This is a genomic window from Methanobrevibacter sp. (assembly GCF_045644645.1).
Lineage (GTDB): Archaea > Methanobacteriota > Methanobacteria > Methanobacteriales > Methanobacteriaceae > Methanocatella.
The window spans coordinates 12,533-38,543 of the sequence record NZ_JAZRHE010000148.1; the positions used below are offsets into that span (position 1 = coordinate 12,533).

General features: G+C 34.6%; 25 protein-coding genes. 5 read left to right on the forward strand and 20 right to left on the reverse strand.

What is annotated here, in order from left to right; genetic code table 11:
• Positions 1-213: 213 nt before the first annotated feature.
• Complete coding sequence (locus tag ACKI4K_RS08875) at positions 214-1,956, reverse strand: glycosyltransferase family 39 protein (RefSeq protein WP_407424310.1); 1,743 nt, start codon at positions 1,954-1,956, stop codon at positions 214-216.
• 483 nt (positions 1,957-2,439) lie between these two features.
• Positions 2,440-3,231 carry a hypothetical protein gene (locus tag ACKI4K_RS08880; protein WP_407424312.1) on the reverse strand — a complete coding sequence of 264 codons (792 nt, stop codon included), beginning with the start codon at positions 3,229-3,231 and terminating at the stop codon, positions 2,440-2,442.
• Between the two features lie 422 nt (positions 3,232-3,653).
• Between ACKI4K_RS08880 and ACKI4K_RS08885 the strand changes: the two genes are divergently transcribed.
• Positions 3,654-4,430 (forward strand): DUF389 domain-containing protein, encoded by a 777-nt coding sequence (locus ACKI4K_RS08885; RefSeq protein ID WP_407424314.1) that lies wholly within the window; start codon positions 3,654-3,656, stop codon positions 4,428-4,430.
• A gap of 275 nt (positions 4,431-4,705) precedes the next feature.
• Positions 4,706-5,152, forward strand: a complete 447-nt coding sequence (locus ACKI4K_RS08890) for a hypothetical protein (RefSeq protein WP_407424316.1) — start codon at positions 4,706-4,708, stop codon at positions 5,150-5,152.
• A 52-nt stretch (positions 5,153-5,204) separates the two neighbouring features.
• On the opposite strand, the gene ACKI4K_RS08895 is transcribed toward ACKI4K_RS08890, so the two are convergent.
• Positions 5,205-5,342: a hypothetical protein gene (locus ACKI4K_RS08895; RefSeq protein WP_407424318.1), complete on the reverse strand. Its 138-nt coding sequence runs from the start codon at positions 5,340-5,342 to the stop codon at positions 5,205-5,207.
• 167 nt (positions 5,343-5,509) lie between these two features.
• Here ACKI4K_RS08895 and ACKI4K_RS08900 point away from each other — a divergent pair, with 167 nt between their 5' ends.
• The gene (locus ACKI4K_RS08900) at positions 5,510-6,979 is read left to right on the forward strand and encodes a hypothetical protein (RefSeq protein WP_407424320.1); all 1,470 of its coding nucleotides are present in this window, start codon (positions 5,510-5,512) and stop codon (positions 6,977-6,979) included.
• A 118-nt stretch (positions 6,980-7,097) separates the two neighbouring features.
• On the opposite strand, the gene ACKI4K_RS08905 is transcribed toward ACKI4K_RS08900, so the two are convergent.
• Positions 7,098-7,808 (reverse strand): ThiF family adenylyltransferase, encoded by a 711-nt coding sequence (locus ACKI4K_RS08905; RefSeq protein WP_407424322.1) that lies wholly within the window; start codon positions 7,806-7,808, stop codon positions 7,098-7,100.
• Between the two features lie 102 nt (positions 7,809-7,910).
• Here ACKI4K_RS08905 and ACKI4K_RS08910 point away from each other — a divergent pair, with 102 nt between their 5' ends.
• The gene (locus ACKI4K_RS08910) at positions 7,911-8,660 is read left to right on the forward strand and encodes a TatD family hydrolase (RefSeq protein ID WP_407424324.1); all 750 of its coding nucleotides are present in this window, start codon (positions 7,911-7,913) and stop codon (positions 8,658-8,660) included.
• Positions 8,661-8,694: 34 nt separating this feature from the next.
• On the opposite strand, the gene ACKI4K_RS08915 is transcribed toward ACKI4K_RS08910, so the two are convergent.
• The 15 genes from ACKI4K_RS08915 to ACKI4K_RS08985 all read right to left on the reverse strand — a co-directional run bounded on the left by ACKI4K_RS08915 (position 8,695) and on the right by ACKI4K_RS08985 (position 24,461).
• Positions 8,695-10,014, reverse strand: a complete 1,320-nt coding sequence (locus ACKI4K_RS08915; RefSeq protein ID WP_407424325.1) for a glutamate decarboxylase — start codon at positions 10,012-10,014, stop codon at positions 8,695-8,697.
• A gap of 454 nt (positions 10,015-10,468) precedes the next feature.
• On the reverse strand, positions 10,469-11,779 hold the full coding sequence (locus ACKI4K_RS08920) for a DUF2142 domain-containing protein (RefSeq protein ID WP_407424327.1): 1,311 nt from the start codon (positions 11,777-11,779) through the stop codon (positions 10,469-10,471).
• Complete coding sequence (locus ACKI4K_RS08925) at positions 11,764-11,931, reverse strand: hypothetical protein (RefSeq protein ID WP_407424329.1); 168 nt, start codon at positions 11,929-11,931, stop codon at positions 11,764-11,766. The genes ACKI4K_RS08920 and ACKI4K_RS08925 overlap by 16 nt, the downstream gene beginning before the upstream one ends.
• 57 nt (positions 11,932-11,988) lie before the next feature.
• Positions 11,989-12,519 (reverse strand): macro domain-containing protein, encoded by a 531-nt coding sequence (locus ACKI4K_RS08930; protein ID WP_407424331.1) that lies wholly within the window; start codon positions 12,517-12,519, stop codon positions 11,989-11,991.
• Positions 12,520-12,540: 21 nt separating this feature from the next.
• The gene (surE, locus tag ACKI4K_RS08935; RefSeq protein WP_407424333.1) at positions 12,541-13,350 is read right to left on the reverse strand and encodes a 5'/3'-nucleotidase SurE; all 810 of its coding nucleotides are present in this window, start codon (positions 13,348-13,350) and stop codon (positions 12,541-12,543) included.
• 348 nt (positions 13,351-13,698) lie between these two features.
• Positions 13,699-15,390 carry an ArnT family glycosyltransferase gene (locus tag ACKI4K_RS08940; RefSeq protein WP_407424335.1) on the reverse strand — a complete coding sequence of 564 codons (1,692 nt, stop codon included), beginning with the start codon at positions 15,388-15,390 and terminating at the stop codon, positions 13,699-13,701.
• Between the two features lie 242 nt (positions 15,391-15,632).
• A complete protein-coding gene (locus ACKI4K_RS08945) occupies positions 15,633-16,598 on the reverse strand; it encodes a hypothetical protein (RefSeq protein ID WP_407424337.1) in 966 nt (321 codons plus the stop codon).
• 30 nt (positions 16,599-16,628) lie between these two features.
• Complete coding sequence (locus ACKI4K_RS08950; RefSeq protein WP_407424339.1) at positions 16,629-17,321, reverse strand: hypothetical protein; 693 nt, start codon at positions 17,319-17,321, stop codon at positions 16,629-16,631.
• 105 nt (positions 17,322-17,426) lie between these two features.
• Positions 17,427-18,263: a pyridoxamine kinase gene (locus ACKI4K_RS08955; protein WP_407424341.1), complete on the reverse strand. Its 837-nt coding sequence runs from the start codon at positions 18,261-18,263 to the stop codon at positions 17,427-17,429.
• Between the two features lie 217 nt (positions 18,264-18,480).
• Positions 18,481-20,040 (reverse strand): DUF2142 domain-containing protein, encoded by a 1,560-nt coding sequence (locus tag ACKI4K_RS08960; RefSeq protein WP_407424343.1) that lies wholly within the window; start codon positions 20,038-20,040, stop codon positions 18,481-18,483.
• A gap of 189 nt (positions 20,041-20,229) precedes the next feature.
• Positions 20,230-21,255, reverse strand: coding sequence for a DUF116 domain-containing protein (locus ACKI4K_RS08965; protein WP_407424345.1), 1,026 nt, complete (start codon positions 21,253-21,255; stop codon positions 20,230-20,232).
• Positions 21,248-22,342 (reverse strand): radical SAM/SPASM domain-containing protein, encoded by a 1,095-nt coding sequence (locus ACKI4K_RS08970; RefSeq protein WP_407424347.1) that lies wholly within the window; start codon positions 22,340-22,342, stop codon positions 21,248-21,250. The genes ACKI4K_RS08965 and ACKI4K_RS08970 overlap by 8 nt, the downstream gene beginning before the upstream one ends.
• 1 nt (position 22,343) lies before the next feature.
• Entirely contained in the window at positions 22,344-22,970 is a 627-nt protein-coding gene (locus ACKI4K_RS08975; RefSeq protein WP_407424349.1) for a TetR/AcrR family transcriptional regulator, read from the reverse strand.
• Positions 22,971-23,050: 80 nt separating this feature from the next.
• Complete coding sequence (locus tag ACKI4K_RS08980; RefSeq protein ID WP_407424351.1) at positions 23,051-23,710, reverse strand: class I SAM-dependent methyltransferase; 660 nt, start codon at positions 23,708-23,710, stop codon at positions 23,051-23,053.
• 13 nt (positions 23,711-23,723) lie between these two features.
• Positions 23,724-24,461 carry a hypothetical protein gene (locus ACKI4K_RS08985; protein WP_407424353.1) on the reverse strand — a complete coding sequence of 246 codons (738 nt, stop codon included), beginning with the start codon at positions 24,459-24,461 and terminating at the stop codon, positions 23,724-23,726.
• A gap of 135 nt (positions 24,462-24,596) precedes the next feature.
• Here ACKI4K_RS08985 and ACKI4K_RS08990 point away from each other — a divergent pair, with 135 nt between their 5' ends.
• Positions 24,597-25,556 carry a PLP-dependent cysteine synthase family protein gene (locus tag ACKI4K_RS08990; RefSeq protein WP_407424355.1) on the forward strand — a complete coding sequence of 320 codons (960 nt, stop codon included), beginning with the start codon at positions 24,597-24,599 and terminating at the stop codon, positions 25,554-25,556.
• A 117-nt stretch (positions 25,557-25,673) separates the two neighbouring features.
• Here ACKI4K_RS08990 and ACKI4K_RS08995 read toward each other — a convergent pair whose 3' ends face one another.
• A complete protein-coding gene (locus tag ACKI4K_RS08995; RefSeq protein WP_407424357.1) occupies positions 25,674-26,009 on the reverse strand; it encodes a hypothetical protein in 336 nt (111 codons plus the stop codon).
• Between the last annotated feature and the right edge of the window lie 2 nt (positions 26,010-26,011).

Here is a 26,011-nt window from a genome sequence, read left to right on the forward strand (position 1 = left end):
TTTAAATATTGCTATTATTTTGTTAAGCATTTCCTGTTTAAACTGATATTTTGTACGTAATGTATAAAACAATATTCCATCAACCTCATTCAAAGAATAGGGGCAATATAATGAAAAGTTGTGCTCGAAATAAAATTGAATGTTCGATTGAAATATTCAAAACTATTCGAACCTGCGAAAAATGAAACACAAACTCTTTACTGATTTGAATGTCTAGTTATGATAGTAGATATTAAAATCACCGCAATTCTTGATCTTATGGTAATTTTCCAAATCCTTATCTTCACTGATAATGACATATGAGGTGCTATTGTCGAAATTTTCGAAGTCATGGTCAAGTTCGCTTATGGCCGTTACATTAACATTCAAGTACCAGCGTATTATTCTGGATTGATGATTGAAAGAGGCGAAAGTTTTGTTGTGATAATCCGAATCGTTATTTATAATAAAGTCACATGCATCAATCAAGTCACCCTTATAACCAAAATAATTTATGGCATAAATAACATCATTTGAACGTTCATATTCAATTGGGGCAAGGAAAGTTGCTGTTGAAATCATGAATATGGCTATTAGAATAATTGGAATGCCTTTGTCAAGTTTCAGTTTTGATATGCTATTGAAATTAATGTTTTCAACAATGCCCTCCAAACCTAAGATTATGAAGTATATGACCGGTGGAATGAAAGGCAATGCATACCTTTCCACTTTGATATGATATATGGATGCGAAAATGAAATTGACCAAAAGATATGCCAAGAACAACAGATCCAGAGACAAAAGTTTATTGTCAATCTCATATTTTTCCAAAATAGAATAAATTAACGTGAATGCGATTAAAATACAGATATTTGAAGCCATATGGTTAGTGATTACTTTAAAAGTTAAAAATGAAATAAATAGCAAAGCAACAATTGAAACAATTAATATTTTATCTAGATGCTTTGTTTTAAAAGACCTTTTTTCAGATTTAAATATGGAAAAATTTTTAACGCACTTTATTATCAAACCTATTCCGCAGATTCCATATGCCAGATAGGCTAGAATTGGGCTGATTTTTCTTGATCCAAACAACATGTCCGTAAACCTATCCAAATAATAGGATTTATCAACAATATAATCAATACCCCCTTCTGTAACAAAATTGGTCTTGAAGGAATCTGCAGTTTGGCCAAGGAAGCTTAAAGAACCTCCAAAATCTAAAATTAATGTTTTGCAAATGAGTATGGCTAAAATCAAACTAACCAGCAACGAAAGTATGATATACTTGAATTCCTTGGAAGACAGGTAACTTTTGAATTTTTGATTGAAGGATGTTCTGTCGGTTAGCAAGCAGTCAAATTTATCAACTATATCTCTTCTCATACAGTAATACAGTAAGACCAAAGGCAACATAAAGCCGGAAACATATTTTGTAAAAAAGGCCATTACCAACAGGGGAAATGCAATAAGGAAATATTTGGGGTCCTTGTCAATCGCCTTTATTGCAAATAGCAATGCCCAAATGGAAATGGAAACTGCAGGAATATCAACCATTCCCTTTGACAAATTAAATATTACCAAAAGCAAGCTTCCATATATGATCACTCCGGTTAAACTTAATAATGAATCGAATCGGCTTTTCAACAGGTAATATAAACCAACATATCCTATAAAACTGAAAAAAGCTGTTACAATGATGATTGCATTTTTATCAACATATCCCATCTTAAAAAATAAAGATGTGAAAAAAGATATGACAGGAGTATAAAACAAATCTGCAGGATAGGCCACATTATAAAAATCCAAACCAGCATATTTAAGGGCGCTTAGCAAATAAATGGCAATATCCGGATCCAGAATACAACCAGACATTGCAAACAATGCCATCTTTGCAGTGCATAGAAACGAAAATATAATAACTATGATTAAACAAACCCAATCTTCCTTATTTAAGTCTAATTCATTGAAATTCATATAAAAACCTGTTTATTTCTTTTAAGGGGAAATTATTATATTTTCTTTATTTGTTATCCTGTGAAATTAAATAATTTACAATTAATTTTATTTAATTATTTGATAATAAATTTTTCTAAAATCTATTTTTTCAATTTTATTTGCATTTTTTCAAAATCAGCTTTTTCAGCTTATCAATGTTTCAGATAATCAAGATATTATCTTATTAGTTAACTGAACTGACTATACATAATGCTGATTTAATTTCAAATCAAAAAAAAAGCATTTTGAATTCAATGAAATAGACATACGTGCCCAATCCCTGAAAGCGGGAAAAAGTAATGAACAGATTTGGTGAAATGGTTTGTTCATGATTGTTTTGAATATCTCACTAGAATAGATTCATTTTAAACTATAGGTGCAAGCGAACAAAACATATAATCATATTTTCATTTTAAACTTTTTTAAAAATAATAGAAAAAGGGATTTGAATCCCCCATTTATTTATCTTTTACGATAATAAATAACTATGCTGCATAAGGCCAATCCTAAAAGAGCTAATGGATTGCCTGTTGCAGGCAAGGTTTTAGCTGAAGCATGTTTGGCTCCTCCGGATATGTTTTTTGCAGTTTTAACAACATTTTCTCCAGAAAATCCCTTAATTACTTCATCCACCACATCATGAGAACTATCTTTTGCAGTTACAGTTGGACTTGTAGCAGTGTCTTCAGCCAGATTTGAATCTTCATCCAACTGATCAGGAGCATTAGCCGGTTCCCTATCAGAAGATGAATCATCGCTTGCTGCACCTGCCCGGTTTTGAGAAGTATATTTCATGGACATCCCTGAACTTACAGCATCATACCAAACTAAAATAGCATCTTTAACCACTTGAGGAGGTGTATTAACGTATAAATCAGCTTCATCATCATCATAATCCTCATCATCTAAATCAGAATCATCATCCTCAAAGTCCTCATCATCTAAATCAGAATCATCATCCTCAAAGTCCTCATCATCTAAATCAGAATCATCATCATCAAAGTCCTCATCATCTAAATCAGAATCATCATCATCCTCAAAGTCCTCATCATCTAAATCAGAATCATCATCATCCTCAAAGTCCTCATCATCTAAATCAGGACCATCTAAATCAGGATCACCTAAATTAAAATCATCAATAGAGTATCCATCATGATTGGAATCATCAATTGTATCTGATGCAAAAGCAGCACCGCAACACAACATTAAAACTGTGAAAATAATAAAAATACTTAAAATTCTTTTTATATTCATTACAACCATCCAATGTAATATATTTTAACAATAATATTAATTTTAATTTTATTATATTTAAACCTAATTTAATTCCTCTTTGTGGTTAAAAACATTTTTTAGCAAATGTTGTCAGCAAACTTTTATCAATCAACTGCTTTTATTCATTTTTAGTGAACATTTATAAACATCATGCCCCTCAGTTTGAATATTTCAATCCAAAACATCCAATTTAAACATGGCAGTTAATGTCAAATACTTTTTATATTATAAGAATAAAAATAGGGCAATTAATTTAATTAATGTTAAAAATCAATTATTTATTAAGGAATAAATATATCATTAAATGAAAATTTTCAATAGATTCGCACAGCAGATGACGTTCCAAATGAGGACGGCATCATTTTTGTGCCGTGTGTTATGAGATATAAGGAAATGACAATATGAACATGGAGAATAATCAAAAAGAAACAATGAAGGAAAAATTCAAAAAAATGTTTTCATTATCAGAGGATTCGGCATCAAATGAGGAGATTCGTGCACGTCTTCTGGATGGTGGGAAAGTCACTGGAACTAATATGTGTGTACTGGTATGTGCAATGGTAATTGCTTCTGTCGGACTCAATGTGGGTTCAACGGCTGTGATTATCGGTGCAATGCTAATTTCACCTTTGATGGGAAGCATTCTTGCCTCTGCATATGCAAGCGTATCCACAGATTATCCGCTGCTTCGAAAACATGCTCTCGGTTTTGGAGTGCAGATTGCAATCAGTGTTACTGCAGCAATGATTTATTTTCTTTTATCTCCCGTCAAAGAGCCAACGGTTGAATTGCTTGCAAGAACATCACCAAATTTTTTTGATGTTCTCATTGCCTTTTTCGGCGGACTTGCAGGAATCATCGGACAAACCAGAGAAGACAAGGCGAACACCGTTATCCCCGGTGTTGCAATTGCAACTGCACTAATGCCGCCACTGTGTACCTGCGGCTATTCGATAGCAAACGGCAGGTGGGATATGCTCCTTGGAGCGGGATATCTTTTTATCATCAATACATATTTCATTTTCCTGTCTGCGGGTATTATTTTAAGTGTCTTGAAAATTCCGAAAGTTAAGGAATTGACAGAAAAACAATGGAAAAGACGTCGTTACAGGATGATTCGAAATACAATCATCATTGCGATTCCAAGTATATTAGCTGTATATTCCATGTTGCCTTAGGAATAATTCAAATTTCACCTGCAATTATTATTCCTGCAACGGAGGGCACAAAGGGGTTCTGAAGTGGAAGTTATTTCTTAATTGAAAAATCATGACTTCATACACAAGCAGCAAGCATTGTGGATTCAAGACCTCTTGCTTCAGCCAGAGTATTTGAATTCATAGAAGTATGATTGTCTAGGGGTCCAAGCAGGCGGACTTGATTTAATAACAATTATTGGAAAAGGACTGAAATTTAGAAATGAATATATTAAATTAAATTTATATTAAAAAACATGAAGGGAGTACTAGAAAAATATTTGAACCAACAAATAAAATTAAAAACAAAAAAGAATGATGATACTGGATACACATATACTTTAATTTCAGTTGCCGATAATTATTTTGCACTAAATAACCATGCCATTACATATGAGGAGCATAATTATTATATTCCTTACACTTCAATTTTCCAAATATCTGAAAAGGATTTTGGAATAACCATAGAACTCAATAATTTGGACGATTTAATAGAACTTACCAATAAATTAACAGATGACTTGAATAGTGTAAAAGAGGAAATATGCAATGTTAAAGGCTGCATAATAGGTAATTCAGCGGCTCTTGGTGAACTCATGAGGCAATCAACTGAAATTAATAGCGAATTAGATAATATACAAAATAAAATGGATAATATTAATCGAAGTATAAACAGTGTAGAAACTTCAATTAGGTATATTTAGATGATTTATTGTAAATTCAAATACTGATTTATGATTATGATCTAAAAACTGTTTAAATAGTGGTTACTACAGCAGGATGGTCTGGAGCATCATCTGTAACCGTTATGGTATCTTGAGCACTGCATCCTTCATATTTATCATTTCCAGCGGATTCCTCGCCAAATATATAAATTTTATTATTTATCTGCAACTATTTTTTCTTTTATTCGACGAATCTCAAACTAATTATCATAAGAAGTAATGAGAGCCTATTAGAATACTCTTTACCGAGTTACAGACCTCATTTTTTACAGACTACCCCCTATGTAAAAAAAATATGACAAAATTATAAAATATGATGCAATTCAAAATAACAACATGGAGAATTATAAAAGGAAGGATATCATAGGCATGACTTTTTTCGCATTGAGTATTCTAACGTTATGCTACATGTTCTTATCTCCATTGAATCACCTCATTGTCCATATTGATGAGTATTTTACATTGACACTTCTCAATATGCCTGTAGGTGACCTGATAACCGTCACTGCCGGAGATGTGCATCCTCCACTTTACTATCTGATGGGAAAAGCCTTCGTAAGCATCACCGAACCGTTGGGATGGGACCTTCTATTCAGCTTGAAGATTCTCTCAATAATTCCATACATCCTTATTCTAATCGTTTCAGCAGCCAAAATAAGAAAGGACTTCTCATGGTTCACTGCAGGTTTGTTTGCATTTTCAGTGGGAATAATGACCGAATTCTTTTCACATTTTGTGCGTGCAAGGATGTACAGTTGGGCAATCCTATTTATAGTGCTTGCCTTTATAGCATTTATGGATTTGATTGAAAGCAAGGATAGGAAATCTTGGATCCTGCTCACAGTTTTCAGCGTATTGTGTGCATATGCCCAATATTTTGCTGCAATTACTGCAGGAACCCTTTATCTAGTTCTCCTGGTATATCTGATGAAATTCGAAAGGGAAGAACTTAAGGCTTGGGCATTGTCAGTGGCAGCGGCAATAATCCTATATGTCCCTTGGGCATTTACCCTGCTAAACCAATTGGAAACGATTCACCATACATACTGGATTCCAGCTGTAAACTTTAATGAGATCATTAGAGCACTAGGATATTTCGCATACAATAACGATTTGCTATTCAGTGCGGCGGCAATAATAATTTTAGCGATTATCGTATTTATCCACTCAAAGGATGCCAAAAACACTGATGAAAGGAATCGATTTTTAATCTTAAGCGGAATCGAAATATATCTGGGAACCATCATTCTGTCAGTCATAATCTCAGTTGTATTCAGACCGATACTTGTGATTAGATACCTGATTCCTGCCTCAGCAGTTTTGTGGTTAAGCATTTCAATCCTCCTGAGCAAAATCGAAAACAGAAGGATGTTTCTAATTTCATTTGCATTGATTCTGCTGCTTTTAGTTAACGGAATGGCAACAACAGTTTCCGTTAATGATGACCTATATAAGAATGGCCTTGAACAAAAAGAGGTATTGGACAATATCACACAGGATCAGGATTCAATACTTATCGTGACCAATCCACATCTGATAATGTATTTCCTGCATCTGTCCAAACAGACTGACATGTATTGCCTGAATATGGCCCAGCTATTCGGAGAGAACATGACACGGCTTCACCAGATATATGATTTTGAAAGCTATAACGGAAATGACATCAATAAATTAATTGCAAACAGCACTGCTGAAAATGTATATATCATTAGCTGGAATGAGCCTGTTTTGAATTCACCTACAGTTGAAATAGACAAACGTGGAAATATCGTCTTTTCAAAAGTCAACCGTACACTAAGCCAATAGCCGCCCGATGTGAAATATGGAAATGTCAAGAAACTGCAAAGATTGCTGGCAATCAAGATGAAAACGAACTATAGTGATTATATGGAAAAATGTATAAAAATCAATTCAAATCTTCAAATCACCTGCCGGCAATGTCCTTTATCACTTCGCCTGCAATTATCAGTCCCGCTACAGAGGGCACAAATGAAATGCTGCCCTTCACTTTGAATTTTCTGTTTTGGTTTATGGCACAGTCATTTGTGTTTATCGGATTTTCCTTGGAATAGACAACCTTCAGTTTTTCTATATTCCTTTTTCTCAAATCCTTTTTCATTATTCGGGCAAGCGGACATACAGAGGTCTCATAAATGTCAGCCACTTCAAACATTGAAGGGTCTAATTTGTTTCCGGTTCCCATTGATGAGATGACGGGAACATCGATGGCATCGCAATTGCATATGATTGCAATCTTGGCCATTATCGTATCAACACAGTCAACAGCATATGACAAATCCTCTGTAATGATATCCTCCTTTGAATCCGCCATGTAAAATTCCCTGTATACCTCAACGTTCGCATTAGGATTAATCTCAAGGACCCTTTCCCTCATCAAGTCAACCTTATATTTCCCTATGGTTTTTTCTGTTGCAATCAGTTGCCTGTTGATATTGCTTTTGTCCACTTTGTCATAGTCGACCAGAATGAAACTGCCTATTCCGCTTCTTGCAAGTCCCTCGCAGACAAAAGAGCCAACGCCGCCAAGCCCGAAAACCGCAACCTTGGCATTCTTTAATTTTTCCATTCCATCAGTTCCAATCAACATTTCTGTTCTTGAAAACTTCTCATCCATAGCAGCTCACCAAAAAATATAATTTAATTCGATTAATTATATAATAATTGAAGTCAAAAGAATAAAAACTTAATGCAAAAATCCTTTTAAATGATGATTTTCATGATAATAGATGCACATTGCCATGTTTATAAAAGCGAAATGGAAGATGCGGAAGAAATAATAATGCAGGCCGCAAAAAATGAAATACATATGATATTGAACGGCACTGACCCTGTAAGCAATGAGGAAGTGCTGGAATTGTCAGAAAGATATGAAAATGTTCATGCCGCTATAGGATATTTTTATTCCCTTGCAGATGAAGTAACCGATGAAGACATTCTTCTATTGGACGGGCAGCTCAGCAATCCCAATGTGGTTGCAGTGGGAGAAATTGGAATCGACTATTACCATACAAAGGACAATAGCGATAAGCAGAAGGAATTGTTTGAAAATATGCTGAATCTTGCACAAAAGCATGATTTGCCGGTGATAGTTCATTCAAGAAAGGCAATGCAGGACACTTATGACATATTGAAAAGGCATGATGTGGTTGGATTCATGCATTCCTATCAGGGTTCGGCCGAAATGGCACGGGAGTTCATCAAATTGGGGTTCTATATTGGAATAGGCGGAACAGTCACTCGCAAAAACAACAAGAAAACAAGAAGAATGCTTAAAGAAATTGATATCAACCATGTGCTTGTGGAAACGGATTCCCCTTATCTGACGCCGGAAGAAAAACTGGGCGAACCAAATACCCCGCTAAACATAAGGTATACAATACGAAAAATAGCAGAGGAACTGGATATGAAAGAGGAAGATGTCATGGAAATTACCGCAGAGAACGCTAAAATGCTATTTAGGATATAACATCTTGAATGTTTGCGCTAAACATTCCAGTTACTTAATATTTTTCTAACTCCTCTATTACATCATTTAAATCTTCAATAAAGTTTTCAATCATACTCCTTTCAAAATTCTCTTTGATAACAATCCTGAGTACCTCCATATCCTCGGCATTAGGAGGTAACGTATAAGCTGGTACGACCCAGCCTTTAGTTTTTAACATTGAAGAAACATGATACGCAGTATATTTTTCGGAATTCTTTAGAGTTAACGCAATGACTGGAAATGGAGGGTTTTCATCAAGCAATTCAAACTTATCCAATTTTTTTATGCATTCCTTTAAATATTTCGCATTTTCCATAATATTGGCGATTATATTTTTATATCCATATTTTCCCAGTCTCAGGAAATTGTAATACTGTGCAATAATATGGGTACTCGGTTTGGAAAAGTTTAAAGAATAATTTGGCATGTCTCCACCCAAATAATTAATATTGAAAATCAACTCTTTTGGCAGATATTTTTCATCTTTAAAGACTAACCAGGCTATGCCCGGATAAACAAGCCCGTATTTATGTCCGGAAACATTAATAGATTTTACCTGTTCTAATTCAAAATCCCATTTTAAGTCAGGATACATGAACGGTGCAATGAAACCCCCGCTAGCCGCATCAACATGGATAGGTATATCCCAACCCTTTTCTTTTTTAATCTTTAGCAATTCAGTGTTTATCTCATTTATAGCATCCATTTGACCCACATATGTTGTTCCTAAAACCGCACCCACACATATTGTATTTTCATCAACATTATTCACCACATCTTCGGCATTGATGGTATATTTTCCATGTTCTAAGGGAATCAATCTTAATTCAACATCAAAATACAGGGCAAATTTCTCCCAAACAGTATGAGTGTCAGCACCCATAACAATGTTCGGTTTATCAAAGCTCTTATTATTCTTTTGTCTATTTTTCTTCCAAGACCATTTATGGGCAAGCAAACCCAACAATATGGCTTCAGAAGATCCGATTGTAGAAGCGCCGATAATTTTTGAATCATCTGGTGCATTGAATAAGTTTCCAATTATATTGATGCAATATTTTTCAATTTTATATGTTTGAGGATATTCATGAAAATTTATAAAATTTTTACCAATATTTTCTAATATTAATTGATTTGCTTCCTTTTCCATCCAAGTTGTTACAAAACTTGCTAAATTGAGTGAAGGATTACCATCCAAACTTAATTGATCATGTAAGAGTTCATATGCAAGTTTAGGTGGAATTCCATTGTCCTGTAACTTATCTTTTGGAATCTTATTATCATAAAATCTAGAAATATAATCATTATTCTTACTTATATTTTTTTTATCCATATGAATCATTCTTAAAATTTTGAATATTTGCAATTTAACATTCAATTTAGAGTTAAAACATATTCTCCTTTGTTTTTATTATGTATAAATCTTTTGATATTACATTATAAAAAAACTATAATTCTGCCTTGGGGATTATTTATTTGCAAACCTTCCCTTTAAACAAAATGATATAAGGAACAACCAGCATTAATAAACCAAGGTTGTCACTGCGAATATTCTCATACATATGAATACTAAAGTCAATACCACCAGATAATAATCTATTTCCGATTTGTCGCCCTCCATATGATTAAAACCTAAAAAGATGGGAATCAATGCTATCTTCAATAATATTTTGTTGCAAAGGCAAGTACTAAAGCACCCATAAATCCAATTATCCAGACAACAGAATAATAATCAATTTCTTTTAAGTCCGTCCATTTATTAATACCAAAAATAAGTGGAATCAATGCTAAAAGCGGAAATATCTGGTACTCATTCCAAGATTAATCTTGCCTACACCTGACCAGGTTAACAATTGAATCCAACAAGTCCCAATATAAACAACCAATATTATAAATAATGCACCAAGTTTGGCTTTTAAATCGAATTTAACTTTTCTTGGATACAAGAACCATACAAAAAATAAAAATAACTGCAATAGTGTTGTAATTAATAAATAATTGTCATTATAATGTTCACCATTAGGTCCCCATCCATAAAAATTAAATACACCATTTATTAATGGGATAATTTTAACTGTTGCAATATCAAATAAAAAATTGCCTAATCTTTCAGAACTACTTAAAAAGTACTGTGCCTGTGCAGTTGAGTTAACCTCAAAATATTGTGATCTCCAAGAATGCATTAATTTAGGAGTTGCATAATTACTCCACAAGATTCCGATTACTGCAACAGTTAATATGCACATTACAATTAATTTTTTTGAATTGGTTTTGTCTCTATAATTCTCAAAAGGCACAAATAGAAGTAAAAATATGAATGCAAGGTAAGGAAGTTTACATAATCCTAACAATAAGCTTATAACTGCAAATATCACAATATCCCTATTTTCAACTGGAGATTTTAGCATATAAATGAAATAAGCAACAGCAAGAATGCCTAAACCAAAAATCATAGAATCGATACTTGTAGATGCTGCTTGATAAATCGTGATTGGAATGCAGGCAACAGCCAAAAGAGGTATTTTAAGATAAGGTGTTTTTTTAATAGCAAATGAAATTAATGTAGCATAACAAAAAAGATTAAAAATTCTTCCCAACCACAACATCCAAATTACATTCAAATCAAATAATTTAGCCATTGCAATTCCTATTGCTTGTGGCAAATATCCATAGAATGGATTTTGTTCAAAAGCAGAATGGACGATTACAGGAGTATAATCGATTTTTGCATCATGTCCATCAGTTTCAAAAACAGGTTTGCCAAGATTGTTTGAAAAGAAGTACATGGCTTTTGGAACCGTATAGCCCGCCTGACTATTAAAACCATCCCTTAAATTACCATGGGTGTAGTTATATAATCTTGTTAGATTATAATCTTCACCAGTCCAATGAGGGAATATAACTCCCTCTGAAGTAATTACAGCACGGTTCATGTGTTCAATCTCATCACTGACATCACAAATCAGCACGATGACTGATGTAATCACTCCAAAACACAGAATTATTACAAAAGCAACCTTATATAATTCCTTATCATCATTATGCCTGAAGTAATATGTAATGCAAAATATTCCTAAAAGGACTATGATTGCAAACATTCCCAATTCAAATTGGGATGTGCAAAGTTTTTATTTGTCAAAGTGGATGCGAAGGATATTCCTATGAATATGATGTAGATTAACCAATATTTCTTTGTTTCGAATAGTGTTTCCTTATATCCATTTATTTTTTCATTAAGACCAGTTTCCATCTTCATCCTCAATTAAATATTTATGAAATATGCCCCATTAGATTTTATGGCTTTCATTTAGAAGTGATTCATAATATCATTAGCTGCCCTTTCGCCCATTTCTTTAGACTCATCGCTTAACACGGCAAAGATTATGTCAATATCATAACCTGAATTATTGGTTAAAAAATCCTTGCATGCCCGAACTGCTATTTGCCATGCCTGACTTTTTGGATATCCGTATATGCCGGATGAGATTACTGGAAAACCAATTGAATGACATTCATTTTCTTTTGCCAAAACCAATGATTGTTTATAGGCACTGTATAGGAGTTCCTCTTCGTTTTCATCTCCCTCATGCCAAATGGGGCCAACGGCATGAATGACATGTTTCGCCGAAAGATTAAATCCGGGAGTGATTACTGCATTGCCAGTTTCACATCCTCCAATCTCCAAACAGGCATTTGCAAGTTCAACCGAACCGGCCTTTCGAAATATTGCTCCGCATACACCGCCCCCTTCAAGAAGTTTGCTGTTTGCAGCATTTACGATTACGTCAACATCCAATTCTGTTATGTCAATCTTTCTAATTTCAATACCGCTTTTCATTTAAATCAAACCGTATCCGATTTACCACTCCTTTAAATCATGGTAAGTCATATTGGCATTTAGGGGAGTCAGACTAGGGCATTTTTCAACAATCAATGCATATCCGTCGCTGCCTTTTTCGTATTCCCTGACAAGATTGGAAGTGATCATGACCAGATCGTCACTATCCTGATTTTCATCCAGGGGATAGTTGAATATCTCTGAGTCTTCTGTGTTGTCAATGACTTTCTTATCAAGCATTCTGTGTGACAGATGTGTTATCTTAATGTCCTTAGAGTCATAATTTGAGGGTACATTCAAATTGAATAGGTCAACCCCATCCGGAAATCCTTTATTGATTATCTTTAAAACAAGGTCATGCAAAACTTCCTTTGCCAGACTAAAATCATAATCAATGTACCATTCACCATTTTCATCCTGTTTGTATGAAGTTTTTGGATCCATGAACAATGAAACGGCTATTGCAGGAATGCCTAAACTGACTGCTTCCAGTGCTGCGCAAACAGTCCCTGATGTTGTAATGTCGCAACTTATATTAACGCCGGAATTTATTCCGGTTATGACCAAATCGGGCTTTTCATCCATTACGTAATTTGCGCCAACTATGACCGCATCCGCCGGACTTCCGGAAACCGAATAAGCCGGACTTCCATCTTCAAGTTCACATGAATCCAATTTCAAATGCTTGAATAAGGTAATGCGTCGCCCGACACTGCTGTTATTCTTATCCGGCGCCACGACATAAACATTTGCCAAATCTTCAACAGCCTGTTTTGCAGCCAATATCCCCGGAGCCCTAACGCCGTCATCATTGGATATTAAAATATTCATAATATCAAAACCTTAAAAGACAAAGAATTTTTTTATTCCTAATTCTCCTTTTCTAAAAAATCAAATCCCCACAAACTCCCAGAATATCCCTGTCAATATGGGAATCGCACTTAAAACAGGATAGGCGTATGCTGCGTTTTAGAAACATCCAAAACCCAGAACGATTATCCATGCATTAAAGGGACTGTTTTTCTAACATGACTAACAATAGTTTTATCGATTATAATTTTTATAATTTATTGAAAATTTTCAATTAAAAACTAATGGGGGATTAAGTTGAATATATAAACACATGCATTGGATAAATATCTCCAATGTTCCAAATTCTCTTTTGCAGGATTTCACATCCTAATCATGATGATAGACATTGAAATTGCCATATGTTTTAATTATATGATAATTTTTAAAATCAATATCATCATCAAGAATGACATATGTCGTATTGTCGAAAGTTTCCAGATTAGGGTCGCCGATACCCAAAGTGGTAACGTTAACATTCAGATACCATCGTATGATTCTGGAGTGACCGAAATATGCGGCAAAGGATTCGTTGTGATAATCCGAATCGTTATTCATGATGAAAACACAGGACTCATCCAGGTCATTGCCAAACTCCATCGAATATATGGCGGTTGCTGTCGGAATTAAAAAGATTATCATTAGAATAATGGGAATGCTTTTATCCGGCTTTATTTTTGATAACTTATTAAAGTCAATGTCCTCGACAATACCATCCAAACCCAAAATTACAAAGTAAATAATCGGCGGGATAAAAGGCAATGCATATCTAAGTACTTTGACAGGATATATTGATACGAAAATGAAATTTATCAGAAGATATGCTAAAAATAGCAAATCCAACGATAGGATTCTATTGTCAACTTCAAATTTTTGTAAAATCGAATGGATGAATGTCAATGAAATTAACAGGCATATGTTTGAAACCAAATGATTGGGAATCACATTGAAGGTTAGAAACGAAGCGAATATCAAAACAGCACTGGCAACGATTAAGATTTTTTCTAGATATTTTGTCTTGAAAGGCCTTTTTTCAGATTTAAGGATATTAAAATTTTTTATACCCTTCATTATCAGACCTAAACCGCAGATTCCATATAGCACTACCAAAATATAGCTGAAGTCCATATATTTGAAAAATAAATCGTAGAGATGATCCAAGTAATAAGATTTGTCAATGTTATAGTCAAACCCTGAAGTTGAATAAGCATGGCCATTGAAGGTTTCCGTTGACTGCTGGAAAAATGATAAAGAACCTCCGAAATCTAAAATTAATGTTTTACAGATTATTAAAGCTAAGATTAAACTAATTAATAATGAAAATATGATATATTTAAATTCTCTGGAAGATAAATAACATTTGAGTTTTTGTTTGAAAGCTGTCCTGTCATGAAGGAAACAGTCAAATTTATCAACTATGTTCCTGCTCATGCAATAGTAAAGCAAGATCAAAGGCAATATGAAACCGGCAACATATTTTGTAAAGAAAGCCATTACTAATAAAGGGAATGCAACAAGGAAATATTTAGGATTTTTATCAATCGCCATTATCGCAAACACCAATACCCAAATGGAAATTGAAACAACAGGAACATCAATCATTCCTTTTGATATGCTGAATATCACTTCCGATAAACTGCCGAATATGATTACTCCAGTTAAACTTAATAACGAATTAAATCTATTTTTTAATAAAAAAAACATGCCAACATAAGCAAAAAAACTAAAGAAACTTGTTACAAAAATAATTGCATTTTTATCAACATATCCCATTCTAAAAAATAATGAAGTTAAAAATGAGATTACTGGAGTGTAGAACAAATCTTTAGGGTCGGCCACATTATAAAAATCCAAACCGGCATATTTGAGGGCACTGATTAAATAAAGAGCAGCATCAGGGAATAAAAGACCCCCAGGCATCCTCGATAACATCACTCCTGTAGTGCATAAAAATGAAAATGCAACAAGAATAACCAAATAAATCCAATCCTGCTTATTTAAATTAAAATCATCGAAATTCATTTTTAAAACCCTGCTGTTACTAATAAATATTATTTAATCATTTTCTAATAAATTTTTCTAAAACTTCAATTTCGATTTAATAATTATAAAAAAATAATGGTACGCCGTTCATGCAATTCATCCCAAAATTCAGATAGGATTCAATCATGATTTTCTATGATGATTTCGGCATAACGGCATATTACCCTATTGTTTTCACTTGGATTTGATGAGAAATGTTGGAACACTTTTTCAAAAAGTTTCTATTTGCGTCGTCTAATAAACCTCACAAATCTAAATGCTCCATATGAAACCGCCCCGACAAAAACAATGCAAACCACAATCGCCATAATGTTTAAAGGTGAATCTGCACCCGAAAAATTTAATTTGCCAATGCTTTTGTATTGAGGTGCAATTGGAATGTCCTCCGCTTTGACCTGTTCATCATTGATATAGACATCATCAACACAACCGGTATAGTTGGCACCCAAAAGAGAACCGTCCTCATTGGAAACATATACATCTGCATAGGCATTATCACCTGAATGGTAATCGTAAGTTATTATATCTCTCCTATCAAGTCCGTATTTATCAGATTGTGCCAATTCAACCATCTCTTTTATTTTATCGTCACCATCAAGTGAAAGTTCACCCGCCCTGGATAATGAATAGTCATTTGGCAGGGAAATGTAGTGGCCCGGTTGCAATTGGCCTGTCTTAACCTTATCGACTGTAGCAAAACCATAATTTCCATTCGGTGCCTTAATGATGAAGTGGCCTCTTCCATAGGGTTGCTTTATCTTTTGAATCTCTTCCAGTTTTTCTTCAGATATTGTGAAATCATCGCTAATCATCCCCGAAGAGATATTTTCACATTTTTCACTATCAGCACCATCATCTATTCCGCCGAATCCAATCATCCAACCGTCTTTAGTGATGATTACATGAGAAAAGTATTTCCCATCAGTTTTATATTGCTTAATGGCCGGAATCCCATGCCAATCAATATTTTCTATTTTAATATCGGCGGTTACATTTGAATCACGCCTAAAAGTCATGATGCTGTCGATCCCGTCTTCCTGCAGGATTATTGAACAGCAGCCAAATCCGGCCGCATCATCAACGATTGCCTGTTGATTGTTTTGATAATCTGAAGCACCGGAAACCCCAATTACTGAAACTAAAATAATTGCAAAGCCAATTATCAAGATTTTATTTTTTAAGCCCATAAAAATCATTATTTTAAATAAAAAAAAGAATTATGAAATGAACTTTGTAATCATTCCAAATAATTCCAATGTTTTGCTGGTGGCAGTGTCATTCGTAATGTCTTCAGGCATTTCATAAACGAAAGTTGGATATCCTGCCTGAGCTATCGGTTTTGAAACTAGAACCGCTGAAGTGGATTTGTATGTTTCCTGACCAGTGACCGGATAATAATTAAAATCACTTGAATTTTTGACTTTTTCAGCTATCTTCACAGATGCATCATCCATTTCAGGTGTGGCCAAATAAAATCCTTGTCCATATTCAGGTATATGGGAGTGGCTGATAATCACTGCTCCTGCATCGGATTTTGTAACATCAGGATTGACATGGTCATGTATCAACTTTTCACCATTGTCCCTTCCAATCTTATAATCCTGAGGATGGTCTGTAACATTTACCCGGTAATGAATAACTTTAACAGTGTCATTGCCGTATTCTTTAATCGCCTTTATTACAGGTTCAATTGATAACGGTTCTCTCGGATGAATCCCTGTAATTACGGCAATTGATGTGGCGGCATTATCATTTCCATAAACACCCTTTTCAACTGTACCGATGCTTTCATTTGCAAGTACTTGATATTGTGCTTCCTGAGAAGAAGAGCTATTGTTTTCAAAAAAGAATAATCCTGCAATAACAAGCAAGATTGCTACAATCAATATAATCTTCATATTCCTATGCAATTTATCACCTTATTAACAATTATATTGAAACTTATTAAAATAATTATATTGAAGAAGAGTTCTGTTAAAAAATAGTATTTGCACTATCTAGTAGTGCAAACAGATTCACAATAAATCATATAATTCAGGAATCACCTGTTCAAATTTGACTCCGTATTTATGATTTTCATCACCGACAGTCTTTTCTATTGCCTTTCTAGTAAATTCGCCGGCAACTTTTGCAGCCTCTGTAGGTGATTTGCCTACCATGGTGGATCCAACAAAAGTTGAAGCGAATACATCCCCTGTTCCATGGGACACGTAATCTATTTTGTCATTGTATACAAATTCACAGGTTGACTCTTTTTTATCCAAAACAATCATTCCCAATTCGTTTTCCTTATGTGTATCCCCTTTCAGGATGACATATCTTTTCGTGAACTCGGCAAGTTCATTTGCCATTTCCAACATTTCTTCTTTAGTGAATTCCTCTTTCCAAGGTTTGTGTAATAAGTAACAGGCTTCGGTTGTATTAGGAAGAATGAAATCTCCCAATTTACAAAGTTCACCCATCTTGTCTGCAAATTCCTGATCAAAGCCGTTGTAAAATTCACCATGGTCAGCCATAGCCGGATCAACAAATACAAGGCCTTCCGGATTTAATCTTGAATCTATGATATCCTTGATATAGTCCAACTGTTCTTGAGATGCTATAAACCCTGTGTATATTGCATCAAAGGATATTCCTTCCTTTTCCCAATGTTTTCTAATTTCCGGTAAATCTTCCGTTAAATCCCTAACGGTGAAATCTGTGAATCCCGCAGTGTGTGTGGACAGGACAGCAGAAGGAAGAATCGCGGTTTCTATTCCAAATGCGGAAACGATTGGTAGTGCAACTGTTATTGAACATTGCCCAAAACAGGATATGTCTTGAATTGTTAATATTTTTTTAGTTCCATTCATTTTCTCAGCCATTATAATTTTCAATTTATACAATGAATTTTTCTAATTTTATTTTATTGAAAAACTATATACACTAATTTATATTATGTATAATATAAAACTTTGTAGTACAAAAATATACATTAATGTAAAAAATTATAGTCTTATTGAATTATTAGATTAAAAGTCCAAAAAAGGATGAATCTGCATCAATCGCACGACACAAAAAAACGTATATCTAGTAGTATAGTGCTGTTAAAGATATTATCATTGCAGAGATGAACAGTATTGTCATCGTAATAATAGGATAATCCATTGAATCGCCTTTAACGGAAGAAATGTTTATTCCACAGACGAATGGCAATAATGCAAATAATGGTAGGAAGTATCTTGTATGAATTCCCGCAAAGGTCAGTTGGCCAACAGGACTCCAAGACAGCAGCATGGTAATGCAAATTCCAACAAAAACCACAATAAATGTAAACAATGCCCCAATTTTTGATTTTAAATCAATTTTTTTATCAACAGGATATCCGAAACATAGCAATCCAAAGAAAAGAGTGTTTAAAGTGGATATGAATTGTGATGGAACATATTCACCCCCTCTCGAATATGAATAAAATGCGAACATTGAAAAAATATTATTGAAGCTTTTGGAAATGTAGTTGAAAAAGCCAGTGAAAAGTTCAAATGGATGGCAAATAATGTAATTTAGCTGATTTGAAATATTTACATTATTCTCTATCATATATTGGGCTCTCCAGGAATGTGACAATGCTGGTGTTGCAACCAATTTGCTCCATAGAACTCCAATCAGCAAAACAAGTATTATTCCCAAAACAGCATAGGCGTAATATCGTTTTTTATCATCTTCATTGAAATTTTTAGTCGGTGCAAACAACAACAGCAATGCCAACCCCAAATATGGCAATTTGCACAAGCCGGCAAATAGGGACAGGCATGCAACAATTATAATGTCGCGGGCTGTGAACTTATTTTCGCACATGTTGAAAAAGTAAGCAACGGCAAGAATGCCCAATCCTGTAACGATACAATCGACGCTTACCGAATATGCCTGAAATAAACAAACGGGCAAACATGCTATGGCAAAAATGGGCAATTTATATATCGGTGTCTTTTTAATCGCATAGGAAACCGTTATTGCATAGAATAAAGCATTGAAAATTCTGCCCAGCCACAAGATCCATATAACATTCAAGTCAAGCAATTTTGCAAAAAAGATTCCCAGACCGGAAAACATATATCCAAAAAAGGGGTTCTGTTCAAAAGCGGCCGTTTTATGATCGGCAGTGTGGTTTATTTTATCTGTGTCCCCATCCACCTGCAGGACTGTCAAATCATTAGACTTTGCAAAAAAATTCATGGCCGAAATAGATTCATAAGACCCATTAACATAATCAGGGAACAATACCCCTCTGGAAGTCATTTCTGCCCGCATCAGATGCTCACCTTCATCAGAAACAGAAATGATTGGGGTGACTAAACAGCAGACCAGACCAAATATTAAAATGACTACAAATGCCGTTACATATAATTTTTCATTTCCGTTCTTGTAATGCAGGACTATTGAAAAAATCCCCAATATAACAAGCAGGCCTATTACAATCAATTCAGTTTTGGGATGGGCATAATTATCTGGCCCCAGCAATAAAAATGAAACCAGTGCAATCATAATTATATACATCAAAATGGATTTTTTTGATTTGACCAAACAATCCCTGAAGTCAAATAGGTAATTAACTATTCCACTTTTATTGATGCCCAGTTCCGTGTCCATTTAATCGCCCATTACCGAATAATTGAAGAAAAAACAATTTAACATTAAGTTATCAATTAAAAGTTTATATTTTCACCTATAAATATGTTCTTGTAATCCCTAATTAAAGGAGATTTCTCAAAATTTGGGAATATGACCGTATTCCGATTGCCAAACTTTCTCATTTTAAGGGAAACACCATATGTCCAGTTAAATTTTCAAGTTTAACTCATCCAAATTTATTTCACCATAAATGTCTTCATTTAACCAATGGTTTTTGCATGCAATATGCTCCAGCAATACGCATTGTGGTGGAATTGAAAGATTTTTTGATTTCCATCCTCCAGAAATTAAGTTCAAGACACATGTAACACCAATTATTCCCAATTCATCCTTATCTTGTTTTCGTGCCCCTTTAAATGCCGTTGATTCATGAGATATGATGTAGACTTCATTATTGGGATACCTTTCAGCAATTTTATAGACATTACATTTTGGATTGCAGAAAGTGCAGACATGACCCAGCCTTTCTTCCTTTGCCCTGCATCTTTTATTGTTGGCATTCATGCATGAAGGCAGGAGTATTGCTTTTCTTGGTCTTTTGTCATAATCATCCCTGTATAACCTATTCATTATCTCAGCTCCAAGCATGTTTAAATGATACTCAAGCTCATGACCATGATAAAATATGACATCTTCCTCCATTAAATGAGCAGTTCCATTATTTTCAAGATATTTTTCTAAACTAGATGTATACTCACCGAGATATTTACCGCTATTTTTGCAAAACCATTTTGTCAAACCGATACAGTCATCCAAATCATGTGTGAAATCTCTAAAATGGGGAATCTGATCAATATAATCTCCTGTGGCTTCTAAAAAATTGATCAGTAAATCCAGATTCTCTTTGGTTAGCTTTTCATTATTTTTCTTATATGGCCTAAACAGAAATTTCGTTAATAATTTTCCCCTCAACTCATCAATGAATGGTTTATCCTCAGGAAAGGCTCTTCTATATTCTGCCAGATTGGCCAATGCCTGATGAATGTTACTATTTAAATCCAGAGCTGTTGTGCCATATAAATACCAGTAAATTCCAATGCATAACGCTTCCAAGGATTCTTCATCACTTTTGAAATTGAATCTTTGAGAATATTCTATGAATTCATCCCCAAAATATTTGACTTTGGCATAATAGCCATCATTTAACTCATATGGAAAGATTATCTCATCCATCATTCCACCCCAGCATCCTTTCCACATCATCCTTATGTTCAAACAGAACACAACCTCCCTGATGGTCATCCATGAGAATACCGCCCTCCCTAAGGGATTTGAACAAGTTGGAATCCAATGCTTCAATAAGCGATGTGTCTTTAACGTTGATATCCGAATACGGTGAAGCGGGACAAGGTTCGGCACCTCCCATGGAGTTGATGTGGAAAAATCCCCTGCCTGCTGCAAGACATCCTCCGCTTGTCTTTTCATCCCCCGGAAATGACATGAACAACATGTCAGAATACTCCTGACGCAACATCATGAGTTTCTCAAACAGCAATTCCCTTTCACCATCACCGGGTGCCAAATCCATGGTTTCTCCATTTATCGGAACATATTCAATGAAAAACACTACCTTACATCCGAAATCATGTAATCCATCAATGAATTCATTGGAAAGCAAGTCGGGCAAATTTTCTTTTGTGAATGTAAGTGAAGCGCCAAAGATTATATTGTTCTCTTTCATTGATCGCATGGAATCGGTCAATTGCCTATAAATGCCATCCCCCCTTCTTGCATCGGTTGCCTCTTCATCCCCCTCGATTGATAGAACAGGCACCAGATTTCTGTGTTCATCAAATAATTTCAGGTAATCATCATTTAACATGGTCCCATTTGTAAAGATTGGAAATAAAATTTCAGGAAAATCACAGGCCCCGATTATAACATCCCTTCTAAGCAGGGGTTCCCCACCTGCAAGAACAATGAAACTTATTCCAATCTCCTTTGCCTGTCTGAATATTTCTTCCCATTCCCTGGCCGAAAGTTGATTTAACTGTTCCCCATCCCAGCATTCCTCATTGGCTCTTGAGTAGCAGCCAGTGCAATGCAAATTGCAGCTACTTGTAATGCTTGCTATCAAAAAAACCGGAATGTTCTGGCCATTTTCCGCATGTTCCTGCCTTATTTCAGTGGCTTTTTTGGCATGCTTTGAAAACTTAAGTAGAAACAGACTCTCTTTTGGATTTTTTAGACAGCTGCGAACAGCATCATTCAGTATATATTCAACTCCATTTGCCAGATAATCCTGAAGATTAAAATTCATTTTACTTCACCTTTATGCATTCAAGCAGGAATTTTGCATGTTCTTCCGCTTCTTTGAAGAAATTATCCAAACAGCTTTGCGGAATGTCCTCATATTTTGCACAGATTTCTAAAAGCAGATATATCGGAAAGCTGTAATATTCCTTGGCCAACAGTTTTGGATTACAATCTTTTCTTATTATTCCTTTTTCCTTTAAGATTGTAAAAAACCCGTTCCAGAAAATCAGCGGTTTGACAAGTATCTCATTTTGGAAAAACAGCCTGATGTTTTCGTTGTAATGCATTTGGATAAATATCAATTTCCAAATTTTCAGGTTCCGCTCCTGTGATAGCATTTCCTTTATGGCTTCCGAGCCCATGTGATAGAACTCTTCAGGGTTTTCAAGCAATATCTCATTGTCTTGAGACAACATGTAATCTTTGCTGTTAAGAAGCTCATCATATTTGAACAGATCTGTGAAATACTCGAATATATCCATCAAAATTGCCTCTTTAGAAGGATAATGGCTGTATATTGAACTTTTTTTAATGCCGACATTATCTGCAATTTCCCTGAGTGAAACTGAATCATAACCCTTTTTAGAAAACAGGTCCAATGATACGTCAAAAATTTTTTCTTTAGTGTTCATGATTACCTACCTACCGTTCGTTAGGTATATTATTTCATTCATGATATATAAAGTTAATCAAAAAAAACAAGATTCAATAATTATTTAAAAGCCATCAGACAAATCCAATCGGCATGTTCATCCGTAAATGAGTCTTTGGATTCTTTAACAAATGTTTTCACTCCATTAAAACCGGCATGGCTTAAGGATTCCCTTAATTCAAACTCTGAATAGATGTTCATATCCAACAATTCAATAATATGTTCCTGGCGAGAATCATCTTCTTTTGGAAGAGCTTCATTAGCTATGAAAATAATCCCGCCATCCTTTAAAACTCTCCTGACCTCTTTTAAATCATTGACAAAGTCTGGCCAGAAATAAACGGTTTCAAATGCAGTGGCAATGTCAAAAGTGCTGTCTTCAAAAGGCAAATCAGAAACAGACCCCTGAATGATTTCACATCTGCCCCCTTCAATTGCTGATTTATTTAATTTGATTGACTCCTCAACAGCAACTTCAGAGTAATCAAGGCCGATTACCCTATTTTCACTCATCTTGAGAAAACGGCTGACATTAACTCCCCCGCCGCAACCGATATCCAAAATGACATCCTCTTTGGATATGTCCAAGTGGCTTACACTCCATCTGGCAAGGCCCTCATGATTTTCATTCATGTGATTCAATAGTTCAACGCCCAATTCGCCTTCGGGCCTTCGGGCATTAATCAATAATTCATCATCAAGATAATTCTCTTCAGACATTCAGTTCACTAATTCATAATTTTAAATGGTCAACACCATTAATGAGTTCCAGCATGTGCCTATCCTTAATGTCTTGGGATATGAAACTGTTTTCCTCAAAATAAAATGCGGGAACACCATGTTGATTTAAAGGAATTGTCAGGTAAGGTCCGCTGGTTGTCTGATACGGATTATAATAGGAAACATTTTCTGTGCTTTGTGAAACATTTCTTCCATAGCTTTCACCCAAACCGCCATCAACGGGACTGAACACGAATGTGTTATATGGATATGCCCCGCCATGTGCATGAACATCAACAGCCAGCTCATAACTTCCATTGACGATTTTAGGATATACGTATTTATAAGCCAGATTCTGTCCTGTATCCCTTCCGGGATTATCGTCAGGCAATAACTTCCCGTAAGAACTGAAATCCTCAGTTACATTAATAACATAAATATCATAGCTATAATCAAGATCTGTCTGTTGTGGCAATAATTTAAGCAATGTCTTATGAGTGTCATTTTCCAAAGGATGAACACCGACTACATAAGCTATTTTTTTGGAGGAATCAGGATTTCCAAGGTTTTTAATTACTTCAACAGTCCCCAAATCTTCAGCGGAATTGTTTGCAATTACTTCACGGGCCATTTTGGAATTATTGTTTAAGTTAGTGCCATCGGGATTTGCCATCTGACTGATGCTGACAAAACCGTAAACCGCAATAACAAGTATAATCAATAAAATCAAAAGATATCTTTTCTTAAACATCAATCAAATATTAATACTTTTTAATTAATAAGTTTTGGCCTGTTAAATAAGCAATTACGAAATAGTTTATAAAAAGTTTTTAATAATCGAGTCACATATATAATAATGTTATATTATTAAATTGGATTGGATTTTATGAATATAGAAAAGTTGATTGGTAATACACCAATGATAAAGATTAATTATGAATATGAAGGAAGATTAAGTAGCATTTACACTAAACTTGAATTTTACAATTTTACTGGAAGTATAAAAGACAGAATGGCATTATATATTATCAAAAATGAAAGGGAAAACGGCAATCTGAGTGAAGGTCAGGCCATTGTGGAAGTTACAAGCGGGAATACCGGCATTGCCTTCAGTGCCATAGGTACACTTTTTGGCCATGACGTCCATATTTTCATGCCAGATTGGGTATCCCTTGAAAGAAGAAAGCTTATCGAAATGTATGGAGCCCATGTCCATCTTGTATCCAAAGAAGAAGGAGGATTTAAAAAGGCACTAGAACTTGCAGATGAGTTTGCAAAGGATATTGGTGCATACAAACCACTCCAATTTGATAACGAACTGAATGTGGAAGCACAATATAAAACAACAGGCAAGGAAATTATCGATTCCATACCTGATGTGAATGCTTTTGTTTCAGGCATTGGAACCGGCGGAACACTTATGGGAATTGGAAAAAGATTAAAGGATACCAATCCGAATTCCAAAATAATTGCTCTTGAACCGTCCACATTATCAATCCTTAAAATGGGCATGGAAGAGGGAAGCCATATGATTGAAGGAATCGGTGATGACTTCATCCCTGGAATTATCGATGAAGACCTGATTGACGACATTGTTTTGATTCATGATTGTGATGCAATCAACATGTCCAAAATAATAGCAAAGGAATTCGGCTTAGGCATTGGAATATCAAGTGGAGCAAACTTCCTGGCAAGTGTTTTAATGGATAGTGATGATTTAAAAATAGCTACAGTTTTTCCGGACGACAATAAAAAATACATCACTACAAAATTATCCGAAAGGATAGATGACAATCCGGAATTGCTTTCAAATAAAGTAAGGCTCATTGATTTTGAAGTAATCTAATCTAAACTTATAATGGCAACTAATGAAAATTATAAAGAATATTTCAATAAGCAAAACCACTAATCTGTAATGAAACCATACCTTATTAAGGAATATGAAACGTAAAATGCAATTATCTTATCCATAAACCATTTTACGTACTTCATTAAGGTTATCTTCAACAAATTGCTTATATTTTGGATTTCCCAAAATTTTATACTGTTTCTTATTAGACCGTGAGTATGCTTCATTCATTATTCTTTGAAGCTCATCAACATCGCTGTTTAAAACAATGTCCAATTTACTTTTTTGATGGTCATTTAAACGGCCAAGGTAAGATTCGGCTTTTGATTTGAATTTCAATACAATATTCTTATTCTTTTTAGCAAATCTTTCAAGCAAAAAAGGCGGAATCAATGTGAAAAATTTTTCGTATTCTTTAACATCCTCATATGTAATTTTATTTTCACTCATTT